Annotated in this window: 12 protein-coding genes and 1 tRNA gene; 7 read left to right on the top strand and 6 right to left on the bottom strand. The window is 62.3% G+C overall.

All coding sequences use genetic code 11. The annotated features are described in order from the left end of the window. Positions 1 to 2 precede the first annotated feature (2 nt). From R2J76_RS17005 to R2J76_RS17030, 6 genes are all read left to right on the top strand, one after another. Positions 3 to 320: a hypothetical protein gene (locus tag R2J76_RS17005; RefSeq protein WP_316412838.1), complete on the top strand. Its 318-nt coding sequence runs from the start codon at positions 3 to 5 to the stop codon at positions 318 to 320. A gap of 1015 nt (positions 321 to 1335) precedes the next feature. Next, positions 1336 to 1668 carry a nucleotide pyrophosphohydrolase gene (locus R2J76_RS17010; protein ID WP_316412839.1) on the top strand — a complete coding sequence of 111 codons (333 nt, stop codon included), beginning with the start codon at positions 1336 to 1338 and terminating at the stop codon, positions 1666 to 1668. Further along, positions 1655 to 3601 (top strand): DUF2075 domain-containing protein, encoded by a 1947-nt coding sequence (locus R2J76_RS17015; protein WP_316412840.1) that lies wholly within the window; start codon positions 1655 to 1657, stop codon positions 3599 to 3601. Before R2J76_RS17010 ends, R2J76_RS17015 begins: the two co-directional genes overlap by 14 nt. Positions 3602 to 3779: 178 nt before the next feature. Beyond that, positions 3780 to 5408, top strand: coding sequence for a DUF4139 domain-containing protein (locus R2J76_RS17020; protein WP_316412841.1), 1629 nt, complete (start codon positions 3780 to 3782; stop codon positions 5406 to 5408). After that, positions 5408 to 7306, top strand: coding sequence for a DUF4139 domain-containing protein (locus R2J76_RS17025; protein ID WP_316412842.1), 1899 nt, complete (start codon positions 5408 to 5410; stop codon positions 7304 to 7306). Before R2J76_RS17020 ends, R2J76_RS17025 begins: the two co-directional genes overlap by 1 nt. Before the next feature lie 172 nt (positions 7307 to 7478). Continuing rightward, entirely contained in the window at positions 7479 to 8615 is a 1137-nt protein-coding gene (locus tag R2J76_RS17030; RefSeq protein WP_316412843.1) for a hypothetical protein, read from the top strand. A gap of 515 nt (positions 8616 to 9130) precedes the next feature. On the opposite strand, the gene R2J76_RS17035 is transcribed toward R2J76_RS17030, so the two are convergent. From R2J76_RS17035 to R2J76_RS17055, 6 genes are all read right to left on the bottom strand, one after another. Continuing rightward, positions 9131 to 9565: a hypothetical protein gene (locus tag R2J76_RS17035; RefSeq protein ID WP_316412844.1), complete on the bottom strand. Its 435-nt coding sequence runs from the start codon at positions 9563 to 9565 to the stop codon at positions 9131 to 9133. 385 nt (positions 9566 to 9950) lie between these two features. Next, positions 9951 to 11036, bottom strand: a complete 1086-nt coding sequence (locus R2J76_RS17040; RefSeq protein ID WP_449405577.1) for an IS256 family transposase — start codon at positions 11034 to 11036, stop codon at positions 9951 to 9953. 281 nt (positions 11037 to 11317) lie between these two features. Further along, complete coding sequence (locus R2J76_RS21615) at positions 11318 to 11557, bottom strand: excisionase family DNA-binding protein (protein WP_394366766.1); 240 nt, start codon at positions 11555 to 11557, stop codon at positions 11318 to 11320. A gap of 428 nt (positions 11558 to 11985) precedes the next feature. Continuing rightward, entirely contained in the window at positions 11986 to 12495 is a 510-nt protein-coding gene (locus R2J76_RS17045) for a hypothetical protein (protein ID WP_316412845.1), read from the bottom strand. After that, entirely contained in the window at positions 12495 to 13745 is a 1251-nt protein-coding gene (locus tag R2J76_RS17050; protein ID WP_316412846.1) for a helix-turn-helix domain-containing protein, read from the bottom strand. The genes R2J76_RS17045 and R2J76_RS17050 overlap by 1 nt, the downstream gene beginning before the upstream one ends. Positions 13746 to 14086: 341 nt before the next feature. Then, a tRNA-Ser gene (locus R2J76_RS17055) sits at positions 14087 to 14176 on the bottom strand. 103 nt (positions 14177 to 14279) lie between these two features. Between R2J76_RS17055 and R2J76_RS17060 the strand changes: the two genes are divergently transcribed. Beyond that, entirely contained in the window at positions 14280 to 15341 is a 1062-nt protein-coding gene (locus R2J76_RS17060) for a DUF2891 domain-containing protein (protein ID WP_316412847.1), read from the top strand. The last annotated feature ends 147 nt before the right edge of the window (positions 15342 to 15488 follow it).

The following is a 15488-nucleotide window of genomic DNA, read 5'->3' on the forward strand; positions in this document are numbered from 1 at the left end:
TCATGCTTGTTTGGGCAAAATCGGCTCTATTGTCAATTCTGTCATTGGGAACAGTGCTGGAACAGCACGCCACAATCGACCTGAAAGTAGAGGTTCGGCGAGAACAGCCGATGGTTGTGAAGGTCACTGGCGGGTGTGGGCACAGTTCGATGGGAATTAAGAAGGTTGTCCAGAAACGCGAAGGCTCTTCTATCCGCGTACTTGTTTACCTAAGGGTAGGTGAGCCGGAAGGAGATTTCTCCACTGAAATCACTGTGCCTGATGATGTGAGACAAATTTTGTTTGGGAAAAGAGGGCAGGTGATTTTCTCCCGACCTTAGGATGGTCGCGCTGTTGCTCTGATGCTCTATTGCGCCGACCCACTCCGTCAGAGGCGCCGGCCGGCTCACCCCGGGAAAAGGCCGCGCCTGCGCACCGCGTTGCGGCGCTCCAGCACGCCCTATGCGTCGGGGCGCCCCTGAGGCCCAGCGCCCATTCGATCGTGTAGAGGTGACAGCGGCGGCCTCCAACGGCGGCAATGCCGAGAGCCCAACGGGTCCCTCCAATTCGTAGTGGCAGCAGTCGCGGCCGCCATCCGCGGGGTTCGTCAAAAGGGTCGGCATGCCTAGTATTTCGTGTCGCAAGCAGGTGTTGCTGTGGCAGGAATGGCTGTAGCCAAGGGACGCCATCATGTTCCCCATGCTATCTGGAAGAGCCTCAAGAACCTTTCACCTGCAGGCCGCAAGGTTTTTGAGAAGGCGACGGCTGGACCTGTCCCGGGTGGTCACAACTACTCGGAGTAGAACTTGCTCAGCCCCGTGACGGTTTTCACGGCGCGACTGAAGAGGTTCCCCGTGAACTCGATCTCCAGTTCTGGATTCCGCTCACGGAACATCCGCCCAAGATCCTTTTCCAGGACGCGCCCAACTGGTTCCGTCCAGGCGATAAGGTCCACACCCTGAGAGACTACTCCGCAAAAAAAGGGGGGCATTGCTCGATGACCCTCACTTCCGCTACGCCGTCGCAGGTCATCTCCCTGGGGATCCCGGCAGCCCTACACGGCTTCCAGACCTTTTCCAGCGCCTGAAAGCTATCGCATCCAGGAGATGACGGGACCGATCCGGCGCCTTGGCGGAATTCCTCCCACGGGCGGCCTTCTGCCTTTGCATGCCCGTGGAGTGCAGGAAGGCGGAATCATCGAATCCAGTATCCGAACCCCCCACACCCTTCAGGACCGGAGCCCCCCTTGGAGACGCGACGGACCCCAGGGTTCTCGCCCGCGGCAATTCTCTTCCTTTCCAGGATATGCATAATTTACCTTGAACCCCGGAACCGAAGCCAACCTGAGGAGCACCCGTGGAAAAGAGCCTGATCGACGAGATCCTCCGTTTCCGCGACGCCAGGAACTGGAAGCAGTTCCACAATCCCAAGGACCTCGCCATCTCCCTCTCCATCGAGGCCAGCGAGCTCCTGGAGTGCTTCCAGTGGGCCTCCTCCGCCGAGGCCCTCGCCTCGCGCCGGGAGCAGATCGCCGAGGAACTGGCGGACGTGATGATCTACGCCGCCCTCCTGGCCGAAGCCACGGGCCTGGACCTCGAGGCCATCACCCGGGCCAAGCTCGCGGTGAACGCCGAGAAGTACCCCGTGGAGAAAGCCTACGGCCGGAAAGACAAATATGATCGTCTTTAAGAGCAGCGTGGCGGAATTCCTCGATGCCGTCGAACGCAGTGCCCTCACGGGAATGATCGAAACGCGCTACCGCACCGCCCTGCACCGCGCACCCGCACCGGGGGAGCGCCAGGCCTGGCAGAATTCCATGAACTTCGTCTGCCATCGCCTGCGCCGGTCGAAAATCCCCCAGGACTGCGGCGTTCTCATCGAGTACGTGATTCCGACCACCCTCAAGCGCATGGACCTGGTCCTGTCCGGCTTCAACCGCGAGAAGAACAAGCAGGTCCTCATCATCGAACTGAAACAGTGGATGGAAGCGCGCCTGTCCCGGAATCCCGATCTGGTCTGGACCCGCATGGGCGGGGGGGATGTGGAGACGCCCCACCCCTGCTACCAGGCCTACTCCTACCTGCGCTTTCTCCAGGACCTGCACGAGGGGTTCGGCCGGAACGAGATCCGCGGCCGGTCCTGCGCCTACCTCCACAACTACGAGCCCGCGGCCCGGGACGAGCCGCTTCTGGACAAGCGCTACCGGTCCCTCCAGACCGATGCGCCGCTTTTCCTGGGCACCGACCACGAGAAGCTGGAAGGGTTCCTGGCGGACCATTTCCACGCCGGCGACGGGGGCGCCATCCTGGATCAACTGGAGACGGGCCCCTTCCGGCCCAGCAAGCGGCTGATGGACGAGGTCGCCAATCTGTACGAAGGGAACCCCTCCTTCCTCATGCTCGACGAGCAGAAGGTGGCCTACGAGAACATCGTGGCGGCCGTCCTGGAGAAGGGCACGAAGAAACGAACCATCATCGTCCAGGGCGGACCGGGCACCGGCAAATCCGTCATCTCCATGAATGCGTTCGGCCATCTGCTCCGGTCGGGGCTCAATGTCAGGTTCGTCGCTCCCAACGCCGCCTTCCGCCAGGTCACCAAGACGTCCCTGGTGCGCAAGGGCAAACGCGGCGTCAAGGCCACCATCGACAATCTCTTCCTGGGTTCCGCCTCCTTCCTCCGGTGCAATGAGAACACCTTCGACGCCCTCATCGTGGACGAGGCTCACCGGCTCAAGGGAAAGGGCGCCTACCAGTACTTCGGCGAAAGCCAGGTGGAGGACATCCTCAAGGCCTCCCGGCTGAATGTGTTCTTCGTGGACGACAACCAGCGGATCCGCAAGGACGACATCGGGACCGTGGACACCATCCGCAAGGCCGCGGCCAAATTCCAGTCGAAGGTGACCGAATTCAATCTGGTCTCCCAGTTCCGGTGCTCCGGGGCCGACGGATTCCTCCAGTGGCTGGATGACGTCCTGGGCATCCAGCCCACCGCCAATTTCGACGGCTGGGACCCGGACGCCTTCACGTTCGAAATCTGCCCAACGCCCGGGGACGTCCTCGCCCGGGTCCAGGCGAAGAACCGGGAAGGGAAAAGAGCCCGGATGCTGGCCGGCTATGCCTGGAAATGGAGTTCGGAAGGCAACGGCAACGGCGAAGTGGAGGACGTCCGGATCCCGGAGCACGGTTTCGCCATGCCCTGGAACGGCCGCACCATCTCCACCTCCTGGGCAATCCACCCCGACGGCGAGGGCCAGATCGGCTGTGTCCACACCAGCCAGGGCCTGGAATTCGACTACGTGGGCGTGCTGGTGGGCAGGGACCTCCAGTACGATCCCGACCGCGGCGATCTCCGGGCCAGTTGGAGCGACTACAAGGACTCGACCGGAAAGAAGGGCCTGAAGGAGGACCCGGCGACCCTCACCCGCTTCGTCGGCAATATCTACAAGATCCTGATGTCCCGGGGGATGAAGGGATGCTTCGTCTACATCCAGGACGAGGCGCTCGCCGGATACTTCCAGGACCGCCTGGGACGAACGCCCATGGCACCGGGGGCCATGGGCCACGAGGATTCCCTGCTCGCCACCAACGTGGGGTCCAGCCAGAACAGGCCGGGGACGATTTGACGTAGGGCCACGCGCCGGCGGACCTTTCTGTCCTTGCGATCGCCCCTCGCCGTCAGCTACACCTCGTCCACAAGCCACTTCGACCCTGGCTCTGGATTCCCAACCGTGGAAGCAGGTCCGGATTCTCCCCAAGGCCAAGCCTGCGAAGAATGGGCTTCTTCCCGGGTCCCGCCTCGGTTTGCTTTGTCGGAGAAGAGGAAGACCGATAGGCTATTGGCAATCCCCGGGAGTATCCATGCGTCTTCTTTGGCCCTTTTTCGCCGTGGCCTGTACCTTGGGCGCCAAGGAATCCATCCCCGTTGATACGGCTATTGTCAGCGTCAGGGTGCATCCCAATGAGGCCTGGATCACCCGCAGGGGCACCTTCCAGGTCTCCGGTGGTGGAGCGCACCGGGTTTCCATCCCGGGACTCCCCAAGGGCCTCAGGTTCGATGACCTTCGAATGGGTGTCCGAGGCCCGGCCGGGACCCGCCTTGGGGATCTCACCGTGCGGGAGGCGCCTCTGACCTACCAGGAGAGTCCCGAATGGAAGCGGCTGGATCATGAGCAGGACCAGCTCGCAGAAGGACTGGAGCGCCTCAAGGGGCGCCGGACGAATCTCGATAAAGCGGAGCAACTGTTCAAGGAAATGAAGGCCGCCCACCAAAAAGCCCTGCAGCATGCCATGGCGGCTGATGCCTTGAAGCCTCAGACCATCCAGGAATTCTCCGTCGCGCTTGAAGGGCGAAGGCTGGAACTGGCGCGCCAGGGGGCGAGTCTTGACGCGGAGAAGGCCACCCTGACCGAAAAGTCCGCCTTGAACCGGGAAGCCATGGCCAGGCTGAAGGAGAAGGGCGAGGCCAACCCCACCGTCGTTTCGGCGGAACTGGAAACCGCCAAGGCTGGATCCGTGGAGGTTTCGGTGGCATTCCGCTCCAAGGACGCGTCCTGGTCCCCCGCCTATGAGGCCCGCTTGAGCCCCGACAAGAGCAAGTTGGAGCTTGTGCTTTTCGCGGCGGTGAAGCAGGGAACCCATGAGACATGGAATGGCGTGGGCCTGGAATTGCTGAGCCAGGACCCTTCCGGCCGCCTCGACCTGCCCGCGGGCGTGTCCTTCCCCGCACTCAATTTCAAGGATGGAAACACCCCCAAAGCCTCCATGAGCGCACCGGAAAATCCGGCCAAAGCCTCGAGCCTCACCACCATCAAAGTGCCTGGGAACGTGGTGGTCCCCAGCGGAGAGGAGCAGCGCTTCCGCATTTCCAGCCTGGACCTGGCCCCGACCTTCCGCTATCTCGCCATCCCCCGCCAGGGTCCCGACGTATTCCTCATGGCCATGGTGATGCCGCCTCCAGGTTTTGCCCTGGTGGGAGGAAGCCCCGTGGACATGCTCCAGGGCACGGAGCGCCTGGGAACCCTGCAGCTTGAGCCCCAGGCCCCTGGCGAGCCTCTGAGGCTCAGCTATGGCCCCGTTCCAGGCCTGGTGGCCCGGTTCGAAAAGGTCGAACAGCACCATGGCGAAGTGGGGGACAAAACCAAGGAGCGGGAATGGGTGTTCAAGGAACGCCTGGAGGTGGGTAGCACCCTCGGCTTCCCCGTGGAGGTGGAGGTCATGGATCGGACCATTGCCGCAGGAACCGGCTCCGTGAAGGTGGATCAGGCGGAAAACACCACACCGGGGTGGGAGGCCGTCAGACCGGGAATCCGAAGCTGGGTGCTCCACCTCGAGGCGGGTGGCAAGGCCGAGGTCATTCAGCAGACCCGAATTCGCGGGCCCCTGGTGGGGCGCCTCGTCAATGTGGGCGAACTCGCCCTGGAGGGCAACTGATGCGCCCCGCCGTTCTCTCCCTTCTAGCTTTGTGCCTATCCGCCCAGGAACCCTCCCTGACCCCGGCCTTGAACCGTGTGCGGGTGCATCCCAGCCAGGCCTGGACAACCCGGGAGACCACCTGGACCTTCAAGGCCCCCGGTTCCCAGCGGGTCCGCCTGATAGGGCTACCCCCTGGCCTGTCCCTGGGGGATGTCCGGGTGCAGGCCGATGGCATCCCCGGGCTTCGCCTGGGAAACGTCGTCGTCATTCAAGAGGAAGGGCACTATGAGCCTGACGCCACCGCCAGGGCCCTCAGCACGGAGGGTGATCGCCTGGAAAAGGCGCAGCTGGACCTCACGTTGAGGCTGGAAGCACTGGAAGAGGCCAGGACTTCGATCCAGGGCCTCAAGCCAGATGTCGGTCCCGGCCCTGTTGGGCCCCTACAGGAACCCAAGGTGAGCGTCGAGCTTGAGCGAGCCATTCAAAGCCGGGGCGATGAAATCCTGACTCAGGTGAATGCAATCAAGGCGGAGCAAAAGACCGCCCAGGCCCGCCAGGAAGCCATCCTTGCCGAACTGGCCCGCCTCGAAGCAGCTTCCAAGCGAGCTTCCAGCGTGGTGACGGTGGAATTGGAAGCCCCTTCGGCTGGAGAAGCAAGGGTTCAGATCCACAGCCACACCGGGGCAGCAAGGTGGAGGCCAGGATTCGAAGTCCGCCTTGGCGAGAAGGGATTGGAACTCCTGTGCTATGCCAGTGTGAGCCAGGCCAGCGGCGAGGACTGGCGGGGCGTCAATCTGGAAATCTCCAATGCCGAACCCGGAAGGGCCCTCAAGGTCCCTGCCCCACCACCGGCTGTCCAAGTCCTGTACGAAGCCCCTGGGGTCGTCCTGACAGGCAGGATCGAGGGCAAGGTCACGGATCGAATGGGCCGCGCAGTGCCCGGGGTAAGGGTGGAAGCCACCAATGCTCCCCTGAAGGCTTCGCGTGCCACCACCACGGATGCCAATGGGGTTTTCCGGATACCCCTCCTCCCTCCGGGGGAGTACACGCTCCGGGCCACAAAGACCGGTTATCCCACGGCGGCCTCATACGCCCGGGTCAATGCAGGGCAGGCCACGAGCTTGGGCCTTCAAATGGTTTCCATCGCAGGTGCCTCGGTTGTGGAGGTCGTCGCAGAGGTCCCCGGGGTGGACAGGACGGCGGCGATGACCGCCTCCAGTTTTTCAACCGATTCCATCCAGGCACTGGAATCCACGCCAGACCATTACGAAGACTCGGGAGAATTGAGCCGGGCCTGGATTCTGGAAGGAAAGAGGGATTTGGCTTCCGATGCCGTCTCGCGCCGGATTCTATTGGCACGCGCCAGCGTGGACCCCAAACTCCTCTTGAAGGCCCTTCCACGAAGCAGCACGGAAGTGTTCCTGATCGCGCCCCTCCCTGCTCCATCCGGATTCCCGTGGTTCCCAGGCACCCCTACGGCCGTTTTCCGGAACGGGGAGCAGCTGGGGCAGGTCAGCCTCCCCCGCCTCCAGGGCACAGAAGGAGCGCTCTTCAGCTTTGGCCCCGTTCCCGGCCTGAGAGTTCAGCGCCAACGCTTGGAGGCCACGGTGGCCTCGGCAAGGGGCGGGCGCGGGCGCCAGTGGACGCTTCGGGAAAGGGTCCTCCTGGTGAATGACCTGGACAAGGAGGTAGAGGTGGAGGTGCAGGAGCCCTCCATTCGCTCCGGGTCCGAAAAGGTGAAGGTGGAGGTTTTGCCGGAGGCCACCCCCGCCCTGGAAGCCGGCGACAAGATGACCTGGACCGTGAAGGTTCCAGCCCACGGTCAGGCCAAAATCGAGGAAGCCTGGCGCATCACAGGCCCCACTGCGGGGTCTGTGCCTGAGGTTGCACTGCTGGGACTGCCCACGAGTGATTAGGTCATCCGGGGGTGCGCTTGGGCCATGGGCAAGACTGCTGAAGCCCAACGACCGATGCCCGGATAGGAACGCAGACTCCCCTCCCGGACGGGGGTCGTCTGTCTCATCCTCCAACCCCCGCCACCGGTGAATCCCCTTGTCCATGCCCGTGCCGCTGTGCTGGAGTGGAACCATGATCAACGCATGGCTGAAGTCCATAGCCGGTTTCCTGCTGGCGTGTATGGCGCTGGACGCGCAAATCGGGAAGCCGGTGCCGGTCCAGTACGACGCCCTCGGAACGGTGGAACCCTTTGACCCGGGTTCCATCAAGCGCATCGCATGGGGCAACCCGGGTGAAGAATGGTCGGCCACCTTCAGCTTTCCGCAAGGCTGGGTCGCGAGTGAATTCTGGAAAGGTCCACCCCCGGCGGTGAATCTTGAGGTCAAGGCCCCGGACGGGGGCGCCCAGGTTATGGCTTTGCCATTCAGGCACTACGGCTATGCCTTTGAAGGTGTGAATGGCGAATTCATCGGAAAGGTGAAGTGGGAAATGCCACACATGACCTTTCCTGGGCTCCACGACTTGTATTACGCCGAGCAGGCCACCTTCGGCCCATGGGAGGTCGGGCGCGTCATCTGGCGCGTGGGCGGGTGCAGTGGCAACCCGCCGATGCTCTTCCTGCTCATCGTGCGAAATCGGGAATCAGGGCGGTGGAGGGTGTGCCAGGACGAATTCCAGTACCCACCCGCGCCCGATGGCGGGGACCCCATGCGGGCACGGGTCCACGAGGATGGGTCACTCGGGGTGACCTTATGGAACTACCATGGCCGGAACTCAGCCATTATTTCTGGCTGGACCTTCCACGCTCGCCCTGGCGGAGAGATCCGCTGCGAGGCCACGAAGCCGAGGTTCTGTCTCTTCACCCGAACGGGTTCCGTGGCCACCCTGGCGGACACCCCCCGCGAAGCCATCCACATAGGCTACCAGGAAGCCGCATGGCACCTGGAGTCATGGAATGCGAAGGGGGGCAAGGCGCGGGCCTTCGCCCCCAGCCCGCGCCAATTGCTCACAGAGGACGCCCGCTATGGCGCCCCCATTCTGCCTCAGCCCGGAACCCGAAGATTTCTGTGGGCCGCGGAACTCTATGTGGTGCCATGGAAGGGTAAGCCTGCGTGGATGAAACTGCCGGAGGCCCAAGCCCTGCTTAAAACCGGCCGCTGGGATGTCGTGCTTTTCCCGCTGGGAGAGGGAAAGGCCCTCTGCCAAAGGCTGGTCGAGCACAGACGCGATCTTCCGCACAGCACCCAGGGAAACGGGACCCGCCGGTGAGCCCGTTGGAGGCGACCGGGGCGAGGAGGACGTGAACTGCCCTTCGCGCACCGGCCCTGCAGGCCTAACAACACCCTTTCCGCACTCTCGGGCTGCGCCTGGGGACGGCATCTTCCTTTGAGGGGATGAAATAGAGCCCATCCTTCTGTTTTTGAAAGTGCCCACCAGCGTTACCCGGCAGGCCAGCGGCACCAAGCCCCTCTCCTCTCCCAAGAAGCGCCTTGCGTGCATCCGTGATCTTGTGACGCAGTTCCGACTCAGTCCACAAAGGCCGGCAGCGTCCATTGTAGGAACCCAGGAGCAGCGCTAGAGCTTCCTCATCCGTCAGTTCGAACCTGGCCAAGAGGGACATTACATCCCGGAACGTCCTAGTCCCTCCCTCCGCATTGCCACCCTCCCCGGCAATTGACCCGGGGAGGGATTCCAGGAAGGCCCTCGCATCTCCAATCCTATCCATAGGGCTCGGCACACTCTCCGATTCAGAAGGAAGATCCTCCGGGATTTCTAGAAATCCGTTAGCGAGCATTGAGACCTCCCGGCAGGAAGTAGAGGCGCGCCGTGTCCTTCAAAACGGGCTGATCCACCCCTCTCATGAACTGGCCGAGGCCAAGTCGCTGGATGAGCCATGCGGTGGTTGCATCCCATTTCTCCGGGAGGACTGGCCGAGGCAGTGGGATGACCAGGCGGAAATGTGGCCAATTCCTCGTGTTGGACCAGGTGTTGTAGATGAGGTGATCGATGCCCTCCGATGCCAGATGAAGATCCACTTCCTCTGGATGGACTGGGCTTTGGATCATCTCCTTCACTCTCTTGCTCCGGCCGGTGGCGGGATCTACTGTTGCGTTGAGGACGCTGTTGTCGAAGTCCAAGAACAAGAGGTGAAGTGCCTCCACGTTCGCAACACCTCGAGTTGTCCCCGGTTTGAATGTGGCTGGAGAGATGGCGGGCATCAGCCTCTTCGCCGCCTCGAGGGACTCGGCCTTGGGCGTGGGCCGGGAAGCCTCGATGAATTCGACCAACTTGGGCCAAGTAGTTGTGTCCAGAATTTTCTGTAAGTCCGCTCCAGTAGGGATTTCCTCAGTCTAGGGCGGGCAGCCGCAGGCGGACCCCGCCCGGCCCGGCGAAACCGATCAGATTCCTGCTGATGACCATCCGCTGTGGGGCATGTGGAGAACGCGCAGCGGTCTCCAGGCGCAGCCCGAGGGTGTGGAAAGGGTGCGGGCAGGCCCGCAGGGCCGGTGCGCGAAGCGCAGTCCACAGGCTTTCCATGCCTGAGCACGCTCCACAGAGCATGGGTCGGCGCCATCAGGGCATGGAGCGACCATAGGAACAAGATCACGCCGGTCCCCCCATGTGCACCCATGCCTGGCCGGTCCAGGCCTCGTTCTGTTCCATGAGAAGCGCCCCGTAGACGCGTTCCCGGCTTTCCGCATTGGGCCAAACCCGCACCAGTCGGCTCTTTCGCTTCAGCTCCTGGTTGAATCGCTCGACCATATTGGTCGTCCGCAGCCGCTTATGATGGCCCTCGGGTAGCGCCAGGACGGCCTGGAGGCTGTCCAGGTGCTCCTCCACGTAGTCCACTGCCTTGGGCGATTTCTCCTCCCAGCGCGCCCTCAGCAGACCGAGCAACTCCTGCGACCGGACGTAGTCCACGGCGTGGAGCACGGCCCTCACGTCTTCCCGGAAGGCCTTCTGGTCCGCCGCCTTGACCTGCTCGATCGACCTGCGGAGGAAGTGCGCCTGGCACTCCTGCCAGCTCGATCCGGGAAACGCCTTCGTCGCGGCCTGGCAGAGGCCCTCGTGGGCGTCCGAGACCAGCAGGTCGACCCCATGCAGGCCACGACCCTTCAGGTCCTTGAACAGGCCCTCCCAGGCCACCTCGGTCTCTCCGCCCCAATCCAGCCAGCCCAGGACCTCTCGCTCCCCCTTCTCGTTGACCCCAGCAGCCCATAGGAAGGCCCGGCTGCGGACGCGGTGGCCTTCCCGGACTTTGTCGAACCGGGCGTCAACGAGGAGATACGGAAAGGCACCCAAGGGCCGGGTCCGAAACGCTTCCACGGCCGGCTCGATGTCCTTTAGGATCTGGGATACCAGGCTGGGACTGACCTCTGCCCCGAAGGCCTCCTCCGCCAGCCTGCTCACGTTCCGGTTGGACACCCCGGCCAGCACCATCTGGCCGCAAGCGGCCAGCAGGGCGCGCTCGGATCTCTGCCAGCGCTCGAATAGGGCCGGCCGGAAGGAGCCGTTCCGGGCCTGCGGTACAGATAGCTCCAGGGCGCCGGCCACGGTCTGGAAGCCACGATCCTTGTAGCCATTGCGATAGCCGTTAGGCCGTTCCATGCCCCGGGCGTTCCAGGGCGCCTCGAAATGGGCGTCGGCCTGGCTGTTGATCAGGGCCTGGGCCACGGCTTCCACCAGCACTCGGAAGCCCTCGCCTCCTGGCTGCGAAAACAGTCCTTCCACAGTCCCCTCGGGGACCTCAAACTTCAACTCGGCCATTGGCTTCCTTTCGTAGGCTTGCTTGCTCGCAACTTCAAACCTACTGGAGCCAGTGGCCCCTTTGCTACCCGGACACCTGGAATGGCGCGGGGGCTAACTTACAGAAGCTTTTATACACAACCGAAACCTCGAGGGCTTTCGCAGCGGAAGCTACCGAGGTAGTGATCTGGCCGTTGGCCTGAGCGCGGTTCAATCCCTTAGGATCAGTCATTGGACCCTCCAGGGAGAGAGAGAAAGTCCCTCAAGTCCTCGGCAAGGATCCAGCGGTATCGCGATCCTGTCCGAAGCGCCCGGAGGTGGCCTTTCCTAGGCCAACGGCGAACGGTGCTGATTGGAGCACCAGTCACCTCAGAGACGTCCTCTGGGGTGAGGCGGTGTTTGCCCTTCAACCCTCCAGCTTCGAGGAGCGATTGAAAGTCAGGTAGTGTGGCTAGGTCAGGCATGGCGCCTCCAGAAATGCCGAAGCACGTTGGAGCGCCGCTTAGCGCTGGTTTGTTGACTTGAATCGTCGCCTGACGAAGGTGGTGTTGCCCGGATCGTTCGTGCTCGGGTAGGTTGATGCGTCCCAAGGACGCCGAGGACCCGAGTGATCCCCTTGAACCATTCTACTCCTCGTGAGCGCGGTATCAAGGCAGAACACCATGCACCACAGGGATCCGTCGTGACCGCCCAAGACCTCTGAAACCATCCAGGATCATTTGATCCCTATTAAAGGGATCGCAGATCACTTTCAGTAGAGAGAATGTCGATCCAAATTCAGGTGCAGCCCCTGGGGGGAATTTGCTCCACACCTTGCGACCAATCCACCTGCCCTCGGCACTGCCCGTCGGAACTTCCTCAATGACCCACCGTCGGAGGATCTCTTGAAGGTTCAGGACTGGAGGAGATCCCTAAAGGAGTCGAAAGGCATTTTGAACCGCCGGCTTTCCAAAGTAACCTTGGCCTCATCTGCCTCTTTGACGCTAAGAAGGCCGGCCCGAATGCCCATGAGCAGAAGATCGGCTGTGCCGATCAATCGCGCTTCCCCAATGCGAGCAACTGCCTCCCGGCGGAACCGACCCTTTTCATCCGAGGCTAGGGACCATCCACGGGCGCTTGCCACTGCAAGGCAGGCGGCTTCCCCCTTTCCCATACGATCAGCGAGGTCTGAGTAAGTTGCCAACTCCCCCAGGTCCGTCATCGAATCGACCCGTAGGCCGCCGCTGGCGATGGCCATATCAATGGCCACGCGCTGCTCGTCCTGAGTTAATTCCCTCAAGACGGCCTCCGGCACTATGAATTCCATTCCCTGCAGTCCCCCGCACAGGCCCAGCCTGGAAATATGGACGAGGTTAATCAGAACGTTGGTATCAGTGACAACGATCTTGACAGGGGAGGGCATCATCGTTCGGAAGCCTCGCAGGTTTCGACATCCCCGGCCTCTACAGAAAGAAGGTCAAGGGCATCAGCAGGGCAACCCATCAGGAGCGCCAACTCCCGCAGTTTCCCACGCGAGATTTCTTCCCTTCGATAGGCTTCCAGGGCTAACCCCAGGAATCGCTGTTTAAAGGCGTTTCGCAGCCCTTCATGATCTGGGGTAGGTAGGTCGAGGAATGAATGGATCGACTTAGCCTTTCCAGCCTGCTCCTGGGTTTTCAGGTTCTCGAATTCCCGTTCGGTGATGAACCGAAGGTTTCGAAGGCGAAAGAGAGCGGATTGGCAACTGACACCGAAGGCGTAGGCCAATTGCACCACATCATAAAGTTGAAGGGCCTGAGAGCCTGGGTCGTTTCGCCCCTCCACATTCAAACTGCCAGCCTCGTCGAACAAATCCGCTGAGGGCCGACTCGGCTGCCCCTTCCCTAAACCTTGGATGAAGGCCCGGACACCGCTCTCCGGCAGAAGGAAGTTCGCCGCAAAGGAATTGGCTCGCACCTCCGTGAGTTCATCCCGCTCGGAGGCCTTGCTGACTAGGCCGAATTTGTCCCGGTCTACCAGCACATGAGCATATTCGTGGACAAATGAGAAACGACGGCGCAGGTGGTGGTGAAGGCGATTGGCCACCACAAAGAAACCAACCTTGCGGTCATTCAAAGTAAGCCCGGAGACATCGTCCACAAGATCCACCAAGCCCGTCCGCACACCTTGGGATTCGAGCAATTCAGTGACCTCCGGCAACGAAGTGTTGCCCAGCCCCAATCGGCGCCTTTCGCTTTCCGCAAGTCGCTGTCCTTGCTGGATAGCGTCCCATCGTGAGCGAAGCGGCGGATATGAATAAGTGGTTACCTGGGCCTTTTCGTGATCCAGACCAAGGAACTGCTCGAGGCGAGTCAATTCCCGCCCAAGAGCCATGCAGGTCCTGAGCTTTTCGAGAACCTCGGGTTGGGATGCGACCTCGGGTTGAGCTCGGAACAACGCCGCCAGCGCATCCTCCTCCTCGAAGGCTTCCGCCAGGAAGTCCCGAATCTCCCGCCCGAACAAATAGGCCAAACGATCAAGTTCCAAACTGGTGACCGATCGATTCCCCGCCTCAATCTGCACATAGGACGGACGAGAAACCCCAAGTTGGGTCGCGGCCTCTTCCTGAGTCATCTGACTGGCTTCCCGCGCTGCGCGGATGCGGCGGCTGAGTTCCTGCTGGGTAATAGCCATCGTGGCCTCCTGTCGATGGAGGATTTCCTTACAATCGTCTGCTGATTTGGCGACCCATGATATTCACCGAAGTGAGGGGCCAGCGCCGCTGGGGGGAATTTCGGGAGGAAAGACCCTCCCCACAGGGATCTCACTTAGTTTGATTTCAAAACCAGAATTGTCAATACGCGGATTTGAAGGTTGATTTTGAATCATACCCCAAAAAAGTTCAATGATTTCATGTTTTCTCGTTCAAGGGGTAACCACCTTGGCGAGCGATCCTTAAGGCATGGGTGAAAGTATGGGTGGAACCAACGCCAAAAAAAAGAAGCCCTTGTTTTTCAAGGGCTTTTTCGCATTCTTGGCGGAGAGAGAGGGATTCGAACCCCCGGTGAGCTCACACCCACACCTGATTTCGAGTCAGGCGCATTCGACCACTCTGCCATCTCTCCAGGCCAGCCAGTCTACCAGAACCCGGCCCGCGTTGTCCCGGGGGACCGGTTCCCCCATCATGGAAATGCGGGCTCCCTTCCCGGGGCCCCTCGGGGGGTGGCCATGCGCTTGCATTGGATCGTGGCGGGGATCGTGGTGGCGGCGCCTTTGGGGGCGGAGGGGTTGACGCGGGCGGCGGCTTCGCGGTTCGCGGGGCAGGTGCTGAAATCGGTGGAGCGGGAGTATCCCAACAAGCTGGACCACACCATGGCGGGGGTGAAGGACGTGAAGGGGCCGCGGGAGCTGCATCCGGCGTTCTACGGGTGCTTCGACTGGCATTCCTGCGTGCATGGGCACTGGATGCTGGTGCGGATCCTGAAGACCTTTCCGGATCTGCCGGAGGCGGGGGGGATCCGGCTGGCGCTGGACCGGGATCTGGCGCCGGAGAATATCGCGGCGGAGGTGGCGTACTTCGTGGATCCGGGGCACAGGGGGTTCGAGCGCACCTATGGGTGGGCTTGGCTTCTGAAGCTGGCGGCGGAATTGCGGGGCTGGGATGCGCCGGAGGCGCGGGAGTGGGCGCGGCAGCTCCAGCCGCTCACGGACGCGGTGGTGGCGCAGTTCGAGGCCTTCCTGCCCAAGCTCAGCTATCCGAACCGGGTGGGGGTCCACCCCAATACGGCCTTCAGCCTGGACCTGGCGCTGGACTATGCGCGGGCGGCGAAGGACGCGAAGTTCGAGGCGCTGCTCACGGAGCGGGCCCGCACCTACTTCGGCAAGGACCGCAAGGGGCCCATGGCCTGGGAGCCGGGGGGCGAGGACTTCCTTTCGCCCTGCCTGGAGGAGGCGGCCCTCATGGCGAAGGTGCTTCCGGCCCGGGAGTTCAAGCCCTGGGTGGAGGGCTTCCTGCCGGGGCTCCTGAAGACCGGGCTCCTGGCGCCGGCGGTGGTGTCGGACCGCAGCGATCCCAGGATCGTCCACCTGGACGGGCTGAACCTCAGCCGGGCCCGGTGCCTCCATGCGCTGGCGGCGGGGCTGGGGCCCCGGGATCCCCGGGCCAAGGCCCTGGAGAAGGCGGCCCTGGAGCATGCGGAGGCCGCCCTGCCCCACGTGGTGTCCGGCAACTACGAAGGGGATCACTGGCTGGCGACCTTCGCGGTGCAGCTTCTGGGGGAGCGGCGCTAGGTTGTTCTCGATAAGCTGACCCCAGCCTTGATCTGAAGTTCTTTATCCTGCTTCTTCCCCTGGATCCTGTTTATCCCCGTTCGAAATACGCTGGGAGTTGTCGCCGCCTATGGGTCATGGACGTCGAGTAACTTGCGCTGCGACCCA

The organism is Mesoterricola silvestris (assembly GCF_030295405.1).
GTDB classification, from domain to species: domain Bacteria; phylum Acidobacteriota; class Holophagae; order Holophagales; family Holophagaceae; genus Mesoterricola; species Mesoterricola silvestris.

Bases quoted from the DNA above. Each gene is read 5' to 3' on its own strand.
- R2J76_RS21615 (WP_394366766.1), bottom strand. From the start codon at position 11,557: ATGCCTGACCTAGCCACACTACCTGACTTTCAATCGCTCCTCGAAGCT.
- R2J76_RS17060 (WP_316412847.1), top strand. From the start codon at position 14,280: ATGCGCTTGCATTGGATCGTGGCGGGGATCGTGGTGGCGGCGCCTTTG.
- R2J76_RS17005 (WP_316412838.1), top strand. From the start codon at position 3: ATGCTTGTTTGGGCAAAATCGGCTCTATTGTCAATTCTGTCATTGGGA.
- R2J76_RS17045 (WP_316412845.1), bottom strand. From the start codon at position 12,495: ATGCCCTCCCCTGTCAAGATCGTTGTCACTGATACCAACGTTCTGATT.
- R2J76_RS17030 (WP_316412843.1), top strand. From the start codon at position 7,479: ATGATCAACGCATGGCTGAAGTCCATAGCCGGTTTCCTGCTGGCGTGT.
- R2J76_RS17035 (WP_316412844.1), bottom strand. From the start codon at position 9,565: ATGCCCGCCATCTCTCCAGCCACATTCAAACCGGGGACAACTCGAGGT.
- R2J76_RS17050 (WP_316412846.1), bottom strand. From the start codon at position 13,745: ATGGCTATTACCCAGCAGGAACTCAGCCGCCGCATCCGCGCAGCGCGG.
- R2J76_RS17025 (WP_316412842.1), top strand. From the start codon at position 5,408: ATGCGCCCCGCCGTTCTCTCCCTTCTAGCTTTGTGCCTATCCGCCCAG.
- R2J76_RS17015 (WP_316412840.1), top strand. From the start codon at position 1,655: ATGATCGTCTTTAAGAGCAGCGTGGCGGAATTCCTCGATGCCGTCGAA.